This window comes from Methylopila jiangsuensis, from assembly GCF_027922305.1.
Classification (GTDB): Bacteria; Pseudomonadota; Alphaproteobacteria; order Rhizobiales; family Methylopilaceae; genus Methylopila; species Methylopila jiangsuensis.
On the sequence record NZ_BSFK01000005.1, the window covers coordinates 1,110,978 to 1,128,418 of the forward strand.

Sequence of the window (17,441 nt, forward strand, 5' to 3'; positions counted from 1 at the left end):
CGCTCTCCCGCCCCCCGCGTCAAGCGCCGCGGCGGCGAAGGCCTATGAGCCGAGAAGCCGCTCCAGCGCCGCGGGCACGTAAGGCAGCGTGGGGCCCGTGATGTCCGATGCGCGCCGCGCCAGAACCACGGCGTCGAACTCCGGCTCGTCCTGCCCGCGAAGCGTCGCCTCCACATGAGCCTTGAGATCGGCCGCGGTGAGCGCGCAGTCGAACCGGCGCAGGCAGGCGACCAGATGCCCCGCGAACACCACGAAACGCTGTTCGGTCGGCGTCGCCAGCGGAGGCTCCAGCCCGGTCTCCTCCCGCAGTTCGCGCAGGATCGAGCCCTCGATGTCCACCGCCTCGCCGCGCAGGTCGTCACGGTCGGGCGTGCCGGCGGGGAAATAGACCTTGCCGGCGTTGGCCGTGTGCGGCGCCATGCGGCCGAGCAGGGCCGCGCCGTCCGACGTCACCACCGCCGCGGCCCCGAACACGTTGCGGACGCCGCGTTCGGGAAACCCTTCCGCGCGCCACCACAGGAAGGTGGAGAAGCCGGTCTCCGCATAGTCCGCCGTGAGCCGGCCGTCCTCGACCGCCACATGTTCGGCGAGCAGCACCCGGCCGTCGAAAATCTTGGGCTTGCGCGCTTTCTCCGCCGCGAAATTGGCGGCGATGGCGTCGGCTTCCGCCACGTCGACCGCGAGCGGACCGGCCGTGAGCCGCCCTCCGAAGCCCGCCACGTCGACGACCCGCGCTCCGCTCATTTGACGAACAGCGAACCTTCGGCGGCCACCACGGCGAAGCCGCCGATGGTCGCGGAGGCCAGAGCCCCGCCGCGCACCTTCAGCCCGAGTTCGATCACGCTCGGCCGGCCGATCTCGTCGCCCTGGCCGACGCGGATCGCATGCGCCCCGTCCGCGGGCGGCTCGAACGCCATGATCGCGCCGGCGAGCGCCGCGACCGCCGAGCCGGTGGCGGGGTCCTCGCCCAGCCCCGGCCGCAGCATGCGCGCCCTGAAGGCGAAGCCCGAGCCGGCCTCGCCGCGGGCGTAGAGATAGGCGGACGGACGCCCCTCCCCGCCGAAGCCTGCGTCCCAGAGGTCATGGCGCAGGACCGCCCGCGCCAGCGCGTCGCAGCTTTTCAGCGGCACGAAGGTGAAGGGGTTGCCGGCCTCGAACCGGGACGGCGCATGGCCGTCGAAGCCGATGTCGTCCGGGTCGAGCCCGAGCGCCGCCGCGATCGCCTCGGGCGCGCGCGCTTCGCCCGCCGGCTGCGGCAGGCGCGCCAGCGCGAAGGAGGCGAAGGCGCGGCGCCGGTCCAGCACCTCCACGTCGCAGGGCAGCGCTCCGACCGGCTCCTCCAGCTCGAAGGCGTGCAGGCGGCCCTTGCCCGCGGCCGCGTCCATCAGGCCGAGCAGCGCGGCGGTCCCCACCGTCGGATGGCCCGCGAAGGGCAGCTCCCGCTCCGGCGTGAAGATGCGCAGCCGAGCCTTGCGGGCCTCATCCTCGGCCGGCAGCAGGAACACCGTCTCCGACAGGTTGAACTCCCGCGCGATGGCCTGCATGCCTCCGGCGTCGAGACCCTGGGCGTCCAGCACCACGGCGAGCGGATTGCCGGCGAGCGGCCGGTCGGCGAACACGTTGAGGATCACGTAAAGGCGCGACATGGTGTTAGGGATACCATGTGGTTCTCCTGCGCCGCTACGCCGAAACGCCGGCGCGGTCTCCGCCTTGCGTCGGAGCGACGAGCCCGGCCGCGCCCATCGTCCCGATCGCCTGCCCCGGCGCCGAAAACAGCATGGAGGCGAGCCTGGCGCAGACGGCGGCCAGCGCGACGCCCGCCGCCACATCGACCAGATAGTGGTTGGCGTGGCTGATGGCGGCGGTCCCCATCAGCAGGTTGAGGATCAGGACCGGCCAGCGCAGCGCCGGGCTGCGCCACACGGCCCAGGCGCACAGCGTCGCCGCCCCGGCATGCACCGAGGGAAAGGTGAGGATGCCCGCGACCTTGTCGAAATCGAGCCGGAACGGGCCGGGCTCGCGCACCGCGTTGAACTCCGGCAGGAAGAAGAAGCCGTAATGCGCGTCGATCGAAGCGAGATCGCTTTGCGCCACCCCATAGACCACATAGGTGCCGAGCGCCGGGAAGAACGCGCCGATGACGGCGGCGGAGAAGCACAGCAGCGCGTAGGCCGCGATGATGGCGCAGGCGTGCGCCGTCTCCCCCCGAAGCGCGAAGATCATCGGCAGCAGCAGCAGTTGCGGCGTGAACGAGCGGTAGGCCAGATCAAGCGCAGCCGCGAGAGCGGGGCGGGCGTCGACGAAGGCGATGAAGCCGCGCCAGTCGAAGCCCAGCGCCGCATCCATGGCGATGAGGCGATCGTCCGCCAGCGGAAACCCGGCGCCCATGGCCTGATAGCTCCACACCGCCACCGGAGGCGCCAGCAGCAGGCAGGCGACCGGCGCCGCCAGCCCAAGCGCAAGCCGGGGGAAGCCCGCAGCGCCGAGACCTGCAGCGAGGACGGCGAGAATGAACAGCAGGCCGTAGATCTGCTTCACGTCTTCAAGGTCGAGCGTGATCTTGCCGAAAGCGAGGGTCGCGAGCATCGCCCCCTGCGCCGCCAGCAGCAGGGCGGCGAGCCGGAGAACCGGACCACGCGCGCGGGCGCCTCCAGACCCGGCGAACCGGCTGAAGGGCCAGCCGTCAGAGAACGTGTCCGGGATCAGATGCGCGCGCGCCATGACCGGGGCTTAACACCCGCATCGTAAACAAGCTGGGCTACGAGGCGTCGACTGGCGACGTTCCGGTCCATCGCCAACCCGGCCTTAACCCCTGCGCGCCTAACTGGCGGACACCACGAGGCGCGTCATGACACCTGCCATCTCCGCCTACCCCTGGGCCTGGGCCTGGACCGTCGCCTCCGCCGTGATGGCGGCCGTTCTCCTGCTGGCGGCCGGCGGATCGGTCACGCCGCTCACCTTCGCCATGTCGGTCGCCGGCTTCGCCTGCCTCGCCGGCCTGCACCGGCTCTACGCCACGCGGCGACCCGACCGCGTGCTCGCGGCGGTCACCGGCGGCGTCGCGGTGGCGATGGGGAGCGCGATGATGGCGGGCGTCATCAGCCTGATGGCCGCGCGCCTCGGCGCTCCGCTTGCGGACCCATGGCTCGCCGGTGCCGACGCGGCGCTCGGGATCGACACGCCGCGCCTCGTGGCGGCCGCCGCCGCCCGGCCCTGGCTGTCCTATGGTCTCGGCGCCGCCTATCTGAGCTCCTTCCCGCTGATCTTCGCCGCCATCGTCTATTTCGCGGTGACCCGGCGGGAGGAGCGGCTGTGGGAGTTGTGCGCCGGCTTCGCCGGCGTGATGACGGTCTGTACGCTGATCTCCGCCGCGACGCCCGCCGTCGGCGCTTTCGCGCATTACGCCCTTTCCGACGACATCCTGCGCGCGCTGCCGCCGGGAGCGGGCCTCTATCACCTGCCGGTGTTCGAAGCCTACCGCTCCGGCGCCTGGGCGACGGTCGACTTCACGCGGCTGCAGGGGGTGGTGACGTTCCCGTCGATCCATTGCGGCCTCGCCCTGATGACGGCCTACGCATTCCGACGCGACCGTTTTCTGGCCTGGCCCATGGCGATCTGGAACGGTGTGGTCATCCTGTCCACAATCCCGATCGGCGGGCATTACGTGATCGATCTGATCGCAGGCGCCGCCGTCTGGGCCATGGTCGCGACGCTCGCCCGAACGCCCCTCGGCGCGCCCTCCGGGCTTCCGCAGGCCGTCATGCCCGAGCGCGCCTCGGCCATCCACGGCTTGAACGTTCAGGCGTCCGCTCAGCAGAAGGTCTCGGACGCCCGCCTGCGGCGGGCATGACGCACGTTGGAATCGAACGCCTCAGCCGTTTCCGAACCGGCTTTCATATCGCCTCAGCCTCGAACCTCCGGCTCGGGCGGACGAACTCGTCCTGCGCCGCCACCGTCAGGATCTCGCGGGAGCCGGCCTCCGCGGTGGCCCTGAGCAGGCCGTAGACCGAGGAGCCCGCCCGCGACAGCGCTTCGGCGGCCGATCCCGTCTCCAGCAGATGCACGAAGAACAGCGCCGCGATGGCGTCGCCCGCGCCGTTGACGGAGACCGGCAGCAGCGGCGTGCGGAGGCGGAACGCGCCCTGCCCGTCCACCGCCAGCAGGTCGATGGCGTCGTCGGGCGTCTCGGGCGTCTGCAGGCTCGTCACCAGCACCGTCTCCGGCCCCCGCGCCCGCAGCGTCCGCGCCGCGGCGACGGCCGCCCCGAGCGAGCCCACCCCGACGCCCGCGAGATGCTCCAGCTCGAACTGGTTCGGCGTCACCACGTCGGCGGCGGGCACGGCCCGGTCGCGCATGAACTCCGGGATGCCGGGACGCACGAACACGCCCCGTCCCACGTCGCCGATCACGGGATCGCAACAGTAGAGCGCCTTCGGGTTCGCCGCCTTCACGAGACGCGCGGCGTCGAGGATCGCCTCGCCGATGGAGACGTCGCCCATGTAGCCGGACAGCACGCCGTCGCAGGTGGGCAGCACCCCGCGCTCGGCGATGCCCGTCACCACCTCGCGCACCATGTCGGCGGAGAACACCGGCCCGCGCCAGGCGCCGTAGCCGGTGTGGTTGGAGAACTGCACCGTGTGCACCGGCCAGACCTCGTGGCCGAGGCGCTGCAGCGGGAAGGTCGCGGAGGCGTTGCCCACATGGCCATAGGCGACATGGGACTGGATCGACAGGATGTTCATGGGGCCGACTCGCGTCACGCGACGCGCGATCAGGCGCCGCCCCGCGGTTTTACGTCCGCGCGGACGGCGCCGTCGAGTTCCGTTCCGTGATGGATCGCGGTTCGGCCGCTGATGGATCAGCCGAGATAATTGCGGATCAGCGCCGCGCCGGGCGCGAGCAGGACATAGGCCCAGACAATGGCGGAGGCGGCGTTGGCGAGCTGGAACCACAGCTGCGGCATCAGGAACATGCCCGCCACGAACGGCACGAAGGAGCGGATCGGGCTGACGAAGCGCCCGAGGAACACGCCGGCCGCGCCCCATTTCTGCACGAACCCCTGGGTGCGCAGGATGAGCTGCGGCTTGGACTTCACCGCCTCCCAGCCGAGCACCCGATCCTTCAGGCGGAAGCCCAGAACGTAGGACACCCAGTCGCCGATGAATCCGCCGAGCGCCACGCCGGCGAAGATCGGCCAGAAGGCGAGCCCGCTCGCCCCGATCAGCGCGCCCACCCCCACGAACAGCGGCGTGGAGGGAATGGCGAGCGACAGCCCGACGATCGACTCCAGAAACGCAAGCACGAACACGATGAACGGCGCCCAGGCCTCGTGCTCCTTGATGAATTCGAGCACGGCGTGGACGATGTCGTGGAAGCTCATGGGGTCTGCTCGGTCTCGGCGCGATCCGGGCGCGCCGCTCGCGGCCGCGCGGCGCGCCGATCACCGGCGCGCGCGAGCGACCTTAAGCGCCGCCGGTTAAGGCAGGGCTTACTGCGCGACGGAGGCGGGGGGCACGAAACCGCCCCTGTGGGTCACAGCAGAAAATCCTTCGAAATCAGCCCGTCCGTGTTGGCGACGAGGATCGAGAAGTCCGCGCTCCGGTCGCCGTTCACATCGCCGTAGAGGTAGAGGTGGCCATTTGGGCCGACGTCATAGCGCAACTGGCCGGCGACGCCCGCGGTGAAGGCCGCGGTTTTGATCAGGGTGAACGCCTGATCGCCGGTCGCCAAAGTCGAAGCGTCAATGCCGCGAAGATCGATCTTGTCGATGCCGCTCGGACTGAAGTCGAGGATCACATCACGCCCCGCGCCGTACAGTTGGCTATCGGTAATGGAATTAAATATAAATATGTCTCCGCTGGCCCCTCCGGTCAGACGATCAGCCCCCAAGCCTCCCGTCAACCAGTCGTTACTGGCGCCGCCGTCGAGGGTATCTGCACCGCTATCACCGTAAAGGTAGTCCTTCCCATCTCCACCCAAGATCGTGTCATCTCCCCCGTAGCCGTAGAGACGGTCCCGACCTTCCCCCCCGTCGATCACATTCGCGCCCGATGAACCATAGATGTAATCATCTCCACCAGCGCCGACGACATTTTCAATGCTGTCGAAAGCTATATTGTAAGAATATCCAAAACCGTCATCCCGCCACTCTGCAAAACCAGCTCCCAAGTCGACGCTCCCCATAGACTCGCGCGACATGGTCAACAGAACCAGCGTATCTAAACCTTCACCGCCCGAAACAGAGGTGTCACCGAAGCCAACTTTTATGGTGTCATTGCCACCCATGCCATAAAGAACATCGCCTTCTCCGCCCCCCTCGATGACATTGTCGCCTTCATTTCCCCAGACATGAACAGGATTTCCCGCCCTCACCACTACATTTTCAATATTCGAATCAATTCTGTACTCATAAAAATCCACACTCGGAGAATATCTGTACTCCAGACGAACCGTATCGACGCCCTGTCCAGCAAGCTCCTTCACGGTGTCGGAGGCGTCGATCACATAGGTGTCGTTCCCACGTCCGCCCTCGAGCGTGTCCGCGCCCGCGCCGCCTTCAAGGTAGTCGTTCCCGCGTCCGCCCAGCAGACGGTCGTTCCCGCCGCCGCCCAGCAGGCGGTTGGCGCCGTCGTCGCCGCCGATCCAGTCGCCGAAGTCCGTGCCCGTGACGTTCTCCACGCCGCTGACCGTCAGCGTCACGCCCTCTCGCAGGGTCTGAGCGCCGGTGTTGGACAGCTGGATGCGGACCGCCGCCCCGCCCAGACCGCCTTCCGCGGCCGGCGCGAACTCGATCCGGTCCACGCCCGCGCCGCCGATCAGCGTGTCGCCGCCGAAGCCCGCCCGCAGAACGTCGTCGCCGGCGCCGCCGTTGAACGTGTCCGCGCCCGCGCCGAAGGCGGCGATCAGGTCGTTCCCGTCGCCGCCGTTGAGCGTGTTGTTCCCGACCAGCGCGCCCGTGATCAGATCGTCGCCAGCGCCGGCGTCGACGCTCCAGGCGCCGGTGGCGCCGCTGAGATAGACCCGATCCGCGCCGGAGCTGCCCTGAAACGTGGACGCGCCGAGCAGGCCGTTCAGTTCGTCATGGCTCGTGAGCGCCAAGAAGTCGTCGCTGTCGATCGACACCTGATCGATGGTGGCGACCAGCGCGCCCGTGTTGTTCCGCACCTCGATCGACGTGGCGACGCCGCCGGCGAAGGCGCCGTTCACCACGCTGAAGTCGCCCTTGAACACCAGCCGTCCGTCGCCAGCGCGGAATTCGTAGGATGTGGTGGAGAACAGCTCCAGCCGCTGCGGCTGAAGCGCGGCGTAGATCTGGTTGTCGATCGCAGAGCCGACCGAATTGATGACGACACGGGCCATGGCGGCGGTCCTTCAGGGTGTGAGGCGCAATCTGTCGCACCCGATGATAGTGCCGGCGGCCTCCGACGCAATCATGACGGCGCCCGGGATCGACGCTTCCGCCGAAAGTCTCACGCCGCGCGCCTCCCCGGTTTTCCACGGGATCGGCTTGACAAGCGCGCCTCTCCGCGCTTAGCGTCCGCGCCACTTTGGCGATGGAGAGCGCCCGTGTCGCGCATGTTCATTCTCGTAAGTCTGGCGTCATCGAGGTCGCGGGCCGTCTGAAGCCCGCGCGCCAGCGGTGACGCCTAAGCACAAGGGCTCCCCAGCGGGCCCTTTTTTGTTGCCCGGCGTCCGGATGAGCGGTCGGCGGGATGAGGTCTCAACAAGGCCGGGCCGGTCCGAAACGGACGTCGGGACCCGGACGCGGCGATGAAGGAAACCGCCATGACCGAGACGATGACCGGCGCGGAGATGGTCGTCCGCGCGCTGCAGGACCAGGGCGTCGAGCACATCTTCGGCTATCCCGGCGGCGCGGTGCTTCCGATCTACGACGTGCTGTTCCAGCAGGAGAAGGTCGAGCACGTGCTCGTCCGTCACGAGCAGGGCGCGGCCCATGCGGCGGAGGGCTACGCCCGCTCCACCGGCCGCCCCGGCGTGCTGCTGGTCACCTCCGGCCCCGGCGCCACCAACGCCGTCACCGGCCTCACCGACGCGCTGATGGACTCGATACCGCTGGTCTGCATCACCGGCCAGGTGCCGACGCATCTGATCGGCTCGGACGCGTTCCAGGAGTGCGACACGGTCGGCATCACCCGCCCCTGCACCAAGCACAACTATCTGGTGAAGAGCGTCGACGATCTGGCGCGGGCGCTGCACGAGGCGTTCTACGTGGCCACCAGCGGCCGCCCCGGCCCGGTGGTCATCGACATCCCGAAGGACGTGCAGTTCGCGACCGGCGGCTATGTCGGCCCGCACAACGTGTCGCACAAGACCTACCGGCCGAAGATCGAGGGCGAGGCCGAGCGCATCCGCCAGGCGGTGGAGCTGCTGCGCGGCGCCAAGAAGCCGATCTTCTACACCGGCGGCGGCGTCATCAACTCCGGTCCGGAGGCTTCGCGCCTGCTGCGGGAGTTCGCGGACCTGATCGACGCGCCCGTCACCTCCACGCTGATGGGCCTCGGCGCCTATCCGGCCTCGAGCGGCCAGTGGCTCGGCATGCTCGGCATGCACGGCACCTACGAGGCCAACAACGCCATGCATGACTGCGACGTCATGCTGTGCGTCGGCGCGCGCTTCGACGACCGCATCACGGGGCGCCTCGACGCCTTCGCGCCGAACTCGAAGAAGATCCACATCGACATCGACCCGGCGCAGATCAACAAGAACGTCAAGGTCCAGGTGCCGATCATCGGCGACGTGGCCCATGTGCTGAAAGACATGCTGGAGGTCTGGCGCGCCAGCGGCGCGGCGCTGGACCAGGCCGCGCTCGCCGACTGGTGGGGCGAGATCGACGGCTGGCGCGCGCGCAAGAGCCTCGGCTACCGCAAGTCCGAGACCATCATCAAGCCGCAGCACGCCATCGAGCGGCTCTACGAGCTGACCAAGGACCGCAAGACCTACATCACCACGGAAGTGGGCCAGCACCAGATGTGGGCGGCGCAGTACTACCACTTCGAGGAGCCGAACCGCTGGATGACCTCCGGCGGCCTCGGCACCATGGGCTACGGCCTGCCGGCGGCGGTGGGCGTCCAGAAGGCGCACCCGGACGCGCTGGTCATCGACATCGCGGGCGAGGCCTCGATCCAGATGATGCTGCAGGAGCTGTCCACCGCCCTGCAGTACAAGCTGCCGGTGAAGGTGTTCATCCTGAACAACGAGTACATGGGCATGGTGCGCCAGTGGCAGCAGCTGCTGCACGGCGGGCGCTACTCGAACTCCTACTCCGAGGCGCTGCCGGACTTCGTGAAGCTGGCGGAGGCCTATGGCGGCACGGGCATCCGGGTGCAGGACCCCGCCGACCTCGACGCCGCCATCCAGGCGATGATCGACGCGCCGGGCTTCGCCGTGGTCGACTGCCTGGTCGACAAGATGGAGAACTGCTTCCCGATGATCCCCTCGGGCCGCGCCCACAACGAGATGCTGCTCAACGACGACGCGGACGAGAGCATCAACCAGGCCATCACCGGCGCCGGCAAGGCGCTGGTGTGATCGTCGCCCCATGACGGTCCTCCCGGACGGCCGGAACGGCCGATCCGGGACCGTCATGGAACGCGAGGCTTCAAACCGCACCGTCGTGCCCGCGCGCCGCGCGAGCATCCCGCCCCCTCTCCGCCATTCGACGCCCACGTCGTGGACACCGGCTTCGCCGGGCATGACGGCCGCGGCGACGTCGCCTCAACGGATAAGATGATGCGCCAACCCACCGGCTCCGCCTATTTCATGGACGAGCACCACGAGGCCCGCGCCGCCCACACGCTCGCGATCCTCGTGGACAACGAACCCGGCGTGCTCGCGCGCGTCATCGGCCTGTTCTCCGGCCGCGGCTACAACATCGACAGCCTGACGGTCTCCGAGATTAGCCACGAGAGCCACCTCTCGCGGATCACCATCGTCACCACCGGCCCGGCCGACGTGGTGGTGCAGATCAAGAACCAGCTCGACCGGCTGGTGCCTGTGCATTCGGTGGTGGACCTCACGCTGACCGGCAAGGCGCTGGAGCGCGAGCTCATCCTGGTGAAGGTGCGCGGCAAGGGCGAGCTTCGGGTCGAGGCGCTGCGCATCGCGGAGGCGTTCCGCGCCCGCGTGATCGACGCCACCACCGAGAGCTTCGTGTTCGAGCTCACCGGCAAGCCCGACAAGCTCGACCAGTTCACCTCGCTGATGGTGCCGCTCGGGCTGGTGGAGGTGTCGCGCACCGGCGTCGCCGCCATCGCCCGCGGCCCCGAGGGCATGACGGCCTGAGGGCTTGGCTGGTTTCGACATAGATCCTGCGTCATGCCCGAGCTCGTCTCGGGCATCCACGACTTTTCACCACGCGCGGCGCTTGCAGGACAAAGTCGTGGATGCCCGCGCGAAGGCGCGGGCATGACGCCGCGCCGAGCGGTTCCCCTTCCCCCAAAACAGCCCTTGCCAGCCGCTCCGGGATCGTCCATACGACCGAACCGTAACGTACGGTACGGCAACGTGGACGGCATCGGGACGTGAGCGGCATCGGTCTGGACAGCGCGGGCGAGGAGATGACGGGGCGGCGCGGCGCCGTGCTCGACGCCGTGCTCGCGCTGCTGGTCGAAAGGGGCGCCGCGGCGCTGACCATGGCCGCCGTGGCGCGGCGGGCGAGCTGCTCCAAGGAGACGCTCTACAAATGGTTCGGCGACCGGGACGGGCTCCTGAGCGCCACCGTGCGCTGGCAGGCGTCGCGGGTGCGCGCCGGCGCCTATGACCGCCAGCGGCTCGACGCCGGCTCCTTGCGCGAAAGCCTTGAAGGCTTCGCCGCCGACTGGCTGAACGTGATCGCCTCGGAGACGTCGGTGGCGCTGAACCGGGTCGCCATCGGCCAGGCCGGGACGCTCGGGGGCGCGGTGCTCGCCAACGGCCGCTTCGCCATCGGCGAGCGGCTGAAGCCGCTGCTGCTGGACGCCCGCTCCGCGGGGCTGATCGCCTTCGACGACGCCGAGGACGCCTTCCGCGCCTTCTTCGGCCTCGTGGTGCGGGACGTCCAGATCCGCCGGCTGCTCGGCGACGACTTCACCCTCGACGCGGGCGCCGACGCGCGCCGCGCCGTCGACCAGTTCCTTGCCCTCTACGGGGCGACGAAAACGCCGGCCAGGACCGGCTGAACCTTCAACGGACAGGCCTCGGGAAGGACCTCACAATGCGCGTCTATTACGATCGCGACGCCGATCTGAACCTCATCAAGGGCAAGCAGGTCGCCATCATCGGCTACGGCAGCCAGGGCCACGCCCATGCGCTGAACCTGCGCGACTCGGGCGTGCCGAACATCATCATCGGCCTGCGCCCCGGCTCCGCCACCGCCAAGAAGGCCGAGGCCGAGGGCTTCAAGGTCATGAGCCCGGCCGAGGCCGCCAAGGCCGCCGACGTGGTGATGATGCTCACCCCCGACGAGCTGCAGGCCGACATCTACAAGGAGAGCCTGGAGCCCAACCTCAAGGACGGCGCGGCGCTGCTGTTCGCCCACGGCCTCTCGGTCCACTTCAACCTGATCGAGCCCCGCAAGGACCTCGACGTGCTGCTGGTCGCCCCGAAGGGCCCCGGCCACACCGTGCGCGGCGAGTACCTGAAGGGCGGCGGCGTGCCGTCGCTGATCGCGATCTATCAGGACGCCTCGGGCAACGCCCATGACATCGGCCTGTCCTACGCCTCGGCCAACGGCGGCGGCCGCGCCGGCGTCATCGAGACCACCTTCAAGGAAGAGTGCGAGACCGACCTGTTCGGCGAGCAGGCCGTGCTGTGCGGCGGCCTGGTGGAGCTGATCCGCGCCGGCTTCGAGACGCTGGTGGAAGCCGGCTACGCCCCCGAGATGGCCTATTTCGAGTGCCTGCACGAGGTGAAGCTGATCGTCGACCTCATCTATGAGGGCGGCATCGCCAACATGAACTACTCGATCTCCAACACCGCGGAATACGGCGAATACGTCACCGGCCCGCGCATCATCACGCCCGAGACCAAGGCCGAGATGAAGCGCGTGCTGAACGACATCCAGTCGGGCGTGTTCACCCGCAACTGGATGCTGGAGAACAAGGTCAACCAGACCTCGTTCAAGGCCACCCGCGCCCGCAACGACGCCCACCAGATCGAGGAAGTCGGCGCCAAGCTCCGCGACATGATGCCGTGGATCAAGGCCAAGGCCATGGTCGACAAGTCCAAGAACTGATCGACGCGCCGGCGCTCGCGCCACATCGCCGTCATGCCCGGCGAAGCCGGGTATCCACGATTTTACGGACAGCGAAAGCTCGGACGTTCAAGTCGTGGATGCCCGAGGCAAGCTCGGGCATGACGACGCGCGGGATCGTCAGAGCGCGGAACGTCTCGCGTTTCCCACGGCGGCGGAGCCCTCTCCGCCGCCGCGTTCGTTTCGGGGCGTAAGGCTTGGCCCGCGGACGCCGGGCGGCTAGGTTGCGCCCTCCCCTCACGCCGACACGGGACGCGCGCGGTGCGGATCGCCACCTGGAACGTGAACTCCATCAAGACCCGGCTCGACCTGCTGACGCGCTGGCTGAAGGAGGCGGAGCCCGACGTGGTCTGCCTGCAGGAGATCAAGTGCGTCGACGACGCCTTCCCCAGGACCGCCATCGAGGACCTCGGCTACAACGTCGTGGTCCACGGGCAGAAGACCTACAACGGCGTCGCGCTGCTCTCCCGCTTAGCCCTCGAGGACGTGACCATCGGCCTGCCCGGCGACGACGCGGACGATCAGGCCCGCTTCGTGGAGGCGGTGGTCTCCATCCCCGGCCGCGCGGTGCGGGTGGCGGGCATCTACCTGCCCAACGGCAACCCCGCGCCCGGCCCCAAATACGATTACAAGCTCGCCTGGATGGAGCGTCTGCGGGCCCACGCCGCCGAACGGCTGCGGCTGGAGGAGCCTTACGTCATCGCCGGCGACTACAACGTGATCCCGGCGGCGCAGGACGCCAGGCGTCCCGAGGCCTGGGTGGAGGACGCGCTGTTCCGCCCCGACACCCGCGCGGCGTGGCGGCGCCTGATGGCGCTCGGCTTCACGGAGGCCGTGCGGGCCTGCGACGACGCGGACGGCGTCTACACCTTCTGGGACTATCAGGCCGGCGCCTGGCAGAAGAACGACGGCATCCGCATCGACCACCTGCTGCTGTCGCCGCAGGCCGCCGACGCGCTGCTCACGACCCGCATCGACAAGCACGTCCGCGCCTGGGAGCGGCCGTCCGACCATGTGCCCGCAATCGCGGACTTCGCCTTCGGCTGAACGCCGCGACCGTCGGCGCTTCATCCCTTCGTCGGGTTTTTCGGACCTCACGATTTTGCGAGGCTCAGCCCCGCACTGTCACGAGCGGGCGCACGAACGCCCGCCGCTTCCGAGGAAACGCCCCATGTCCACCGGCCGCATCCTGCTCGCCGCCGCCTTTTCGCTCGCCGCCGGCTCCGCCGCGCTCGCGACCGAGGTGACCCAGACCGCCGACATCAAGGCCTCGCCCGAGAAGGTCTGGGCCGCCTCCGCCAAGGACTTCTGCGGCATCGGCCAGTTCCACCCGGCGATCGAAAAATGCACGCTGTCGGACGGCGGCAAGAAACGGACGCTGTCGCTCAAGGGCGGCGGCGAGATCGTGGAGACGCAGACGGCCGAGAAGGCCGGCCACAGCTACGCCTACGTCATCGACGAGAGCCCGCTCCCGGTGGCGAACTACAAGGCCAGCTTCACCCTCAAGGGCCACGGCGACGCCACCACGGTGACCTGGACCGCCTCCTTCGAGCCCAAGGGCGCGGACGAAGCCGCCGCGAAGAAGGTGATCGAGGGCATCTTCAGCTCCGGCCTCGCCGCGCTGCAGGCCAAGTTCTGATCGCGGTACAAGGCGGGGGCCGCCTCCAGGCGGCCCTCGCCTCTTCCTGTTTCCACCCGCCGGACCGGAGGTCCGGACGGCGCTCTCAGGCTGCGGCCGGCAGGCCTTCCGCCGGGCCGAAATACTCGTAATGGACGTTCGCCGCCGGCACGCCGGCCGCCTCCAGCCCGTGGACGAAGGTGGCGAGGAAGCCCCTGGGGCCGCAGACATAGATGTCGGCTTCCCGCGCAGGCGTGTTGGCGAGCAGCCAGTCCACCGTGACCCGCCCGGAGACGTCGTAGCGGCCGTCGCCGTCCTCGGCGCGCGGCGTCTCGTAGAAGGTGCAGGCGGAGAAGTTCGGCCGGTCCGCGACCAGCGCGCGCACCTCGTCGCCAAGGGCGTGGACGCCGCCGTCGCGCGCGGCGTGCACGTAATGCACCGGAACCTGAGCGCGCGCCTCCGCCAGCGCCGCGAGGATCGACGCCATGGGCGTCAGCCCGACGCCGCCGGACAGCAGCACCACCGGCCGCTCCGGGACGCCCTCGAGGAAGAACTCGCCGGCGGGCGCGCCCACCTTCAGCACGGTCCCCACCTGCGCCTCGTCGTGCAGCCAGCCGGAGACGACGCCGTGGGGCTCGCGTTTCACGCTGATGCGGTAGTCCCGACCGTTGGGCGCGGACGAGACGCTGTAGTTCCGCTTCAGCGCCGGCCGGCCCGGCTGCTCGATCCAGAAGGTGAGGTACTGCCCCGGCTTGTGGCGCAGCACGGGGCCGCCGTCGACCGGGGCCAGCGTGAAGGAGGCGATGGCGTCGCTCTCCTTCGTCCTGGCGACGATGCGGAACTCGCGCCAGCCGTTCCAGCCGCCCTCGGCGTCGGCGATGTGGCGGTAGATCGCGGCCTCGCGCTCGATCAGGATGTCGGCGAGGAACCAGTAGGCCTCGCCCCATGCGGCCAGCACCGGCTCGGTCGCGGCCTCCCCCAGCACCTCCTTGATGGCGCCGAGCAGCGCTTCGGCCACGTAAGGGTAATGTTCGGGCAGGATCTGCAGGCCCACATGCTTCTGGGCGATGCGCTCCACCGCAGCCGACAGCACGCCCAGATTGTCGATGTTCCTGGCGTAAGCGAGGATCGCGCCGGTCAGCGCCTTGGGCTGGGACGCGCCATCGCCGTGGTGGGACTGGTTGAACAGATCCCGGATCGCCGGGTTCTGGAACATGCGTCCGTACATGGTGCGGACGATCTGGAAGCCGTGAGCCTCCAGCGCGGGAACGGTGGCCTTGACGATCCCGATCGTGCTCGGGCTCAGGGGCTTGGGCATCGGACGCCTCCTTAAGGCGATGAAGACGGGCGGAACCGGCGGCGTCAGGCCGCGGAACGGTCGGGCCCGTCGGGACGGAAGAACAGGCCGGCCTGAAGGCTGGCGGCGATGCGCGCGGCCTTCGCCTGCAGCGCGGCCGCGACCGCCGGCGGGAAACGGCGCTCCGTGGCCGCGCCCCACAACGCCAGCCAGCGCGCGAACAGCTCCGGGCGGAGGCGGTCGCGGATCGCCGCATGGGCGCCGAACGGATCGCCCTTGTAGCGGCCGCTTCCTGTCATCACCGATGACCAGAAGCCCGTCAGGCGCTCGAGGTGCTCGGGCCAGTCGGCGACGACGCCCTCGAACAGCGGCCCGAGCTCGGCGTCGGCCCGGACGGCGGCGTAGAAGTCGCGCACCAGCGCATGGAGATCGTCGTCGGACAGCGGGATCATCGCTCGAAAACATTCATTTCATATGCATCTTTTATTGGCGTACCGGACCCGCTAAAAAGATGCAAGCAGGATGTATCTTTTTCCTCGGATCGAGCCCGCGATGCGCCTCACCCGCTACACGGATTATTCGATCCGGACCCTGATCTATCTGGCCGCCCGGCCGGATCGCCTGTCGTCCATATCTGAGATCGCAACGGCTTACGGGATCTCCCAGAACCATCTCATGAAGGTGGTGCACGAGCTTGGGAAAGCCGGCTACGTGGAGACGCTGCGCGGGCGCACCGGCGGCGTGCGGCTGGCGCGCCCCCCGGAGACCATCACCATCGGCGAGGTGGTGCGGCGCATGGAGGACGGGTTCGACCTGGTGGACTGTCCGAGTTGCCCCATCAACGGCGCCTGCGGCGTGCAGGGCGTGCTGGCGGAGGCGACGCGCGCCTTTCTGGCGGTGCTGGACCGGCGCACCCTCGCAAGCGTGACCGGCGGGCCGAACGGCCTGCGCGCGGTTCTCGCCGCGCTGAAGACGCCCCGGACGCTTGCGGCCGCCTCCGGCTGCGAGCGCGAGGCCGTGCCGGACGACGTGGCGGGCTGACGGCTCGCGACGCCCGTTCCCGAGGCGCGCGGTCCGGCCGCGCCTCCCATGAGAAGACGCCCATGTCCGTCCTGCGACGCCTCATTCCCGATCTGCCCCGCTACAGCCGCAAGGAGCACGCCGCGTCCGCGGTCGGCGCCTTCGTCGGGATTCTGGCGACGGGGGTGATCTCGCATATGGCCGTGGGTGCCGGCGGCTGGAGCCTGCCGGCGCTGATCGCGCCCATGGGCGCGTCTTCGGTGCTGCTGTTCGCGGTGCCCGCGAGCCCGCTGGCGCAGCCCTGGTCGATCATGGGCGGCAACGTGGTTTCGGCGCTGATCGGGGTGGCCGCGGCGCAGCTCATCCCCTCCCCGTTCCTCGCGGCCGCCGTCGCCGCCGGCCTCGCTATCGCGGCCATGATCGCGCTGCGCTGCCTGCATCCGCCGAGCGGCGCCGTGGCGCTGACCGCGGTGCTCGGCGGCGCGCCGGTGCATGATCTCGGCTTCGGCTTCGCGCTCTGGCCGGTGGCCGGCAACTCCGCGCTGCTGCTGGCCTCGGCGCTGGCCTTCAACGCGCTGGCCGGCCGGACCTATCCCCACCGTCCCGCGAAGCCGGCGACGAGCCGGCCGGGCGCGGCGCCGTCCGCGCGGGTGGGCGTCACCGACGAGGACCTCGACGCGGCGCTGGCCGAGACGGGCCAGGTGCTCGACGTGGGCCGCCGCGATCTCGCCGAGCTGATGCGCCGGGCGCAGCTGCATGCGCTCGGCCGCCGCGCGCCCGCCGCCTCCTGCGGCGACGTCATGTCCCGCGACGTGATCGCGGTGGCGCCGGGCGATTCCTTACGTGCGACCGCCGAGCTGATGCGGGAGCGGCGGCTGAAGGCCCTGCCCGTGACGGACGAATCCGCGCGGGTGGTGGGCATCGTCACCCAGAGCGACATGCTGGAGAAGGCGGTGTGGGACGCGCGCGGCCCCCGCCTCGGCTTCGGCCGCCGGATGGAGATCACGGCCAAGCGGCTCAAGGCGCCCTCATCGCGGGTAGAGGACATCATGACGTCGCCGGTGCGCACCCTGCGGCCCGAATCGCCGCTTTCGGACGCCGCGCCGCTGCTCACCGACGACGGCCTGCACCACCTGCCCGTGGTGGACGGCGACGGCCGCCTTGCGGGCATCCTCGCACAGACCGACCTGATCCTCGCCCTGCTCGCGGCCCGGAGCGGACCCGCCCCCCGACCTCTGGAGGCTTGAACCCGGCGC

17 protein-coding genes are annotated in these 17,441 nt (G+C 69.6%); 9 read left to right on the forward strand and 8 right to left on the reverse strand.

Annotation, left to right across the window (positions count from 1 at the left end; all coding sequences use genetic code 11):
- Positions 1-42: 42 nt before the first annotated feature.
- Genes PKE85_RS06730 through PKE85_RS06740 form a run of 3 tightly spaced genes read right to left on the reverse strand, consistent with a single transcriptional unit; the run spans position 43 to position 2,721 of the window.
- Positions 43-744 carry an NUDIX hydrolase gene (locus tag PKE85_RS06730; RefSeq protein WP_271204004.1) on the reverse strand — a complete coding sequence of 234 codons (702 nt, stop codon included), beginning with the start codon at positions 742-744 and terminating at the stop codon, positions 43-45.
- Positions 741-1,646 (reverse strand): PhzF family phenazine biosynthesis protein, encoded by a 906-nt coding sequence (locus tag PKE85_RS06735; protein WP_271204005.1) that lies wholly within the window; start codon positions 1,644-1,646, stop codon positions 741-743. Before PKE85_RS06735 ends, PKE85_RS06730 begins: the two co-directional genes overlap by 4 nt.
- Before the next feature lie 34 nt (positions 1,647-1,680).
- Entirely contained in the window at positions 1,681-2,721 is a 1,041-nt protein-coding gene (locus tag PKE85_RS06740; RefSeq protein ID WP_271204006.1) for a phosphatase PAP2 family protein, read from the reverse strand.
- A 127-nt stretch (positions 2,722-2,848) separates the two neighbouring features.
- Here PKE85_RS06740 and PKE85_RS06745 point away from each other — a divergent pair, with 127 nt between their 5' ends.
- A complete protein-coding gene (locus PKE85_RS06745; RefSeq protein ID WP_271204007.1) occupies positions 2,849-3,850 on the forward strand; it encodes a phosphatase PAP2 family protein in 1,002 nt (333 codons plus the stop codon).
- A gap of 43 nt (positions 3,851-3,893) precedes the next feature.
- Here PKE85_RS06745 and pdxY read toward each other — a convergent pair whose 3' ends face one another.
- From pdxY to PKE85_RS06760, 3 genes are all read right to left on the reverse strand, one after another.
- The gene (gene pdxY / locus PKE85_RS06750; protein WP_271204008.1) at positions 3,894-4,742 is read right to left on the reverse strand and encodes a pyridoxal kinase PdxY; all 849 of its coding nucleotides are present in this window, start codon (positions 4,740-4,742) and stop codon (positions 3,894-3,896) included.
- A gap of 116 nt (positions 4,743-4,858) precedes the next feature.
- Positions 4,859-5,380, reverse strand: coding sequence for a DedA family protein (locus PKE85_RS06755; protein WP_271204009.1), 522 nt, complete (start codon positions 5,378-5,380; stop codon positions 4,859-4,861).
- A 152-nt stretch (positions 5,381-5,532) separates the two neighbouring features.
- Positions 5,533-7,359, reverse strand: a complete 1,827-nt coding sequence (locus tag PKE85_RS06760; RefSeq protein ID WP_271204010.1) for a calcium-binding protein — start codon at positions 7,357-7,359, stop codon at positions 5,533-5,535.
- Positions 7,360-7,785: 426 nt separating this feature from the next.
- Between PKE85_RS06760 and PKE85_RS06765 the strand changes: the two genes are divergently transcribed.
- The 6 genes from PKE85_RS06765 to PKE85_RS06790 all read left to right on the forward strand — a co-directional run bounded on the left by PKE85_RS06765 (position 7,786) and on the right by PKE85_RS06790 (position 13,889).
- Positions 7,786-9,549 (forward strand): acetolactate synthase 3 large subunit, encoded by a 1,764-nt coding sequence (locus PKE85_RS06765; RefSeq protein WP_271204011.1) that lies wholly within the window; start codon positions 7,786-7,788, stop codon positions 9,547-9,549.
- A gap of 201 nt (positions 9,550-9,750) precedes the next feature.
- Positions 9,751-10,302: an acetolactate synthase small subunit gene (ilvN, locus tag PKE85_RS06770; protein ID WP_271204012.1), complete on the forward strand. Its 552-nt coding sequence runs from the start codon at positions 9,751-9,753 to the stop codon at positions 10,300-10,302.
- A gap of 275 nt (positions 10,303-10,577) precedes the next feature.
- Entirely contained in the window at positions 10,578-11,177 is a 600-nt protein-coding gene (locus PKE85_RS06775) for a TetR/AcrR family transcriptional regulator (RefSeq protein WP_271204088.1), read from the forward strand.
- Between the two features lie 35 nt (positions 11,178-11,212).
- Positions 11,213-12,232 (forward strand): ketol-acid reductoisomerase, encoded by a 1,020-nt coding sequence (gene ilvC / locus PKE85_RS06780; protein ID WP_271204013.1) that lies wholly within the window; start codon positions 11,213-11,215, stop codon positions 12,230-12,232.
- A 279-nt stretch (positions 12,233-12,511) separates the two neighbouring features.
- A complete protein-coding gene (gene xth / locus PKE85_RS06785; RefSeq protein WP_271204014.1) occupies positions 12,512-13,297 on the forward strand; it encodes an exodeoxyribonuclease III in 786 nt (261 codons plus the stop codon).
- A gap of 124 nt (positions 13,298-13,421) precedes the next feature.
- Positions 13,422-13,889 carry an SRPBCC family protein gene (locus PKE85_RS06790; RefSeq protein ID WP_271204015.1) on the forward strand — a complete coding sequence of 156 codons (468 nt, stop codon included), beginning with the start codon at positions 13,422-13,424 and terminating at the stop codon, positions 13,887-13,889.
- A gap of 85 nt (positions 13,890-13,974) precedes the next feature.
- Here PKE85_RS06790 and hmpA read toward each other — a convergent pair whose 3' ends face one another.
- Positions 13,975-15,186, reverse strand: a complete 1,212-nt coding sequence (hmpA, locus tag PKE85_RS06795) for an NO-inducible flavohemoprotein (protein ID WP_271204016.1) — start codon at positions 15,184-15,186, stop codon at positions 13,975-13,977.
- A gap of 44 nt (positions 15,187-15,230) precedes the next feature.
- On the reverse strand, positions 15,231-15,617 hold the full coding sequence (locus PKE85_RS06800) for a group III truncated hemoglobin (protein WP_271204017.1): 387 nt from the start codon (positions 15,615-15,617) through the stop codon (positions 15,231-15,233).
- Between the two features lie 100 nt (positions 15,618-15,717).
- On the opposite strand from PKE85_RS06800, the gene PKE85_RS06805 reads away from it, so the two are divergent.
- Both PKE85_RS06805 and PKE85_RS06810 read left to right on the forward strand, forming a co-directional pair.
- Positions 15,718-16,206 (forward strand): Rrf2 family transcriptional regulator, encoded by a 489-nt coding sequence (locus PKE85_RS06805; RefSeq protein ID WP_271204018.1) that lies wholly within the window; start codon positions 15,718-15,720, stop codon positions 16,204-16,206.
- A 62-nt stretch (positions 16,207-16,268) separates the two neighbouring features.
- Positions 16,269-17,432 carry an HPP family protein gene (locus PKE85_RS06810; RefSeq protein WP_271204019.1) on the forward strand — a complete coding sequence of 388 codons (1,164 nt, stop codon included), beginning with the start codon at positions 16,269-16,271 and terminating at the stop codon, positions 17,430-17,432.
- Positions 17,433-17,441 lie beyond the last annotated feature (9 nt).

What these genes read in the sequence shown, in the direction of transcription:
- PKE85_RS06735 (WP_271204005.1), bottom strand. Translation starts at nt 1,646, where the DNA reads ATGTCGCGCCTTTACGTGATCCTCAACGTGTTCGCCGACCGGCCGCTC.
- PKE85_RS06740 (WP_271204006.1), bottom strand. Translation starts at nt 2,721, where the DNA reads ATGGCGCGCGCGCATCTGATCCCGGACACGTTCTCTGACGGCTGGCCC.
- ilvN (WP_271204012.1), top strand. Translation starts at nt 9,751, where the DNA reads ATGCGCCAACCCACCGGCTCCGCCTATTTCATGGACGAGCACCACGAG.
- PKE85_RS06765 (WP_271204011.1), top strand. Translation starts at nt 7,786, where the DNA reads ATGACCGAGACGATGACCGGCGCGGAGATGGTCGTCCGCGCGCTGCAG.
- PKE85_RS06730 (WP_271204004.1), bottom strand. Translation starts at nt 744, where the DNA reads ATGAGCGGAGCGCGGGTCGTCGACGTGGCGGGCTTCGGAGGGCGGCTC.
- PKE85_RS06755 (WP_271204009.1), bottom strand. Translation starts at nt 5,380, where the DNA reads ATGAGCTTCCACGACATCGTCCACGCCGTGCTCGAATTCATCAAGGAG.
- hmpA (WP_271204016.1), bottom strand. Translation starts at nt 15,186, where the DNA reads ATGCCCAAGCCCCTGAGCCCGAGCACGATCGGGATCGTCAAGGCCACC.
- PKE85_RS06805 (WP_271204018.1), top strand. Translation starts at nt 15,718, where the DNA reads ATGCGCCTCACCCGCTACACGGATTATTCGATCCGGACCCTGATCTAT.
- PKE85_RS06810 (WP_271204019.1), top strand. Translation starts at nt 16,269, where the DNA reads ATGTCCGTCCTGCGACGCCTCATTCCCGATCTGCCCCGCTACAGCCGC.
- PKE85_RS06775 (WP_271204088.1), top strand. Translation starts at nt 10,578, where the DNA reads ATGACGGGGCGGCGCGGCGCCGTGCTCGACGCCGTGCTCGCGCTGCTG.
- ilvC (WP_271204013.1), top strand. Translation starts at nt 11,213, where the DNA reads ATGCGCGTCTATTACGATCGCGACGCCGATCTGAACCTCATCAAGGGC.
- PKE85_RS06790 (WP_271204015.1), top strand. Translation starts at nt 13,422, where the DNA reads ATGTCCACCGGCCGCATCCTGCTCGCCGCCGCCTTTTCGCTCGCCGCC.
- pdxY (WP_271204008.1), bottom strand. Translation starts at nt 4,742, where the DNA reads ATGAACATCCTGTCGATCCAGTCCCATGTCGCCTATGGCCATGTGGGC.
- PKE85_RS06800 (WP_271204017.1), bottom strand. Translation starts at nt 15,617, where the DNA reads ATGATCCCGCTGTCCGACGACGATCTCCATGCGCTGGTGCGCGACTTC.
- PKE85_RS06745 (WP_271204007.1), top strand. Translation starts at nt 2,849, where the DNA reads ATGACACCTGCCATCTCCGCCTACCCCTGGGCCTGGGCCTGGACCGTC.
- PKE85_RS06760 (WP_271204010.1), bottom strand. Translation starts at nt 7,359, where the DNA reads ATGGCCCGTGTCGTCATCAATTCGGTCGGCTCTGCGATCGACAACCAG.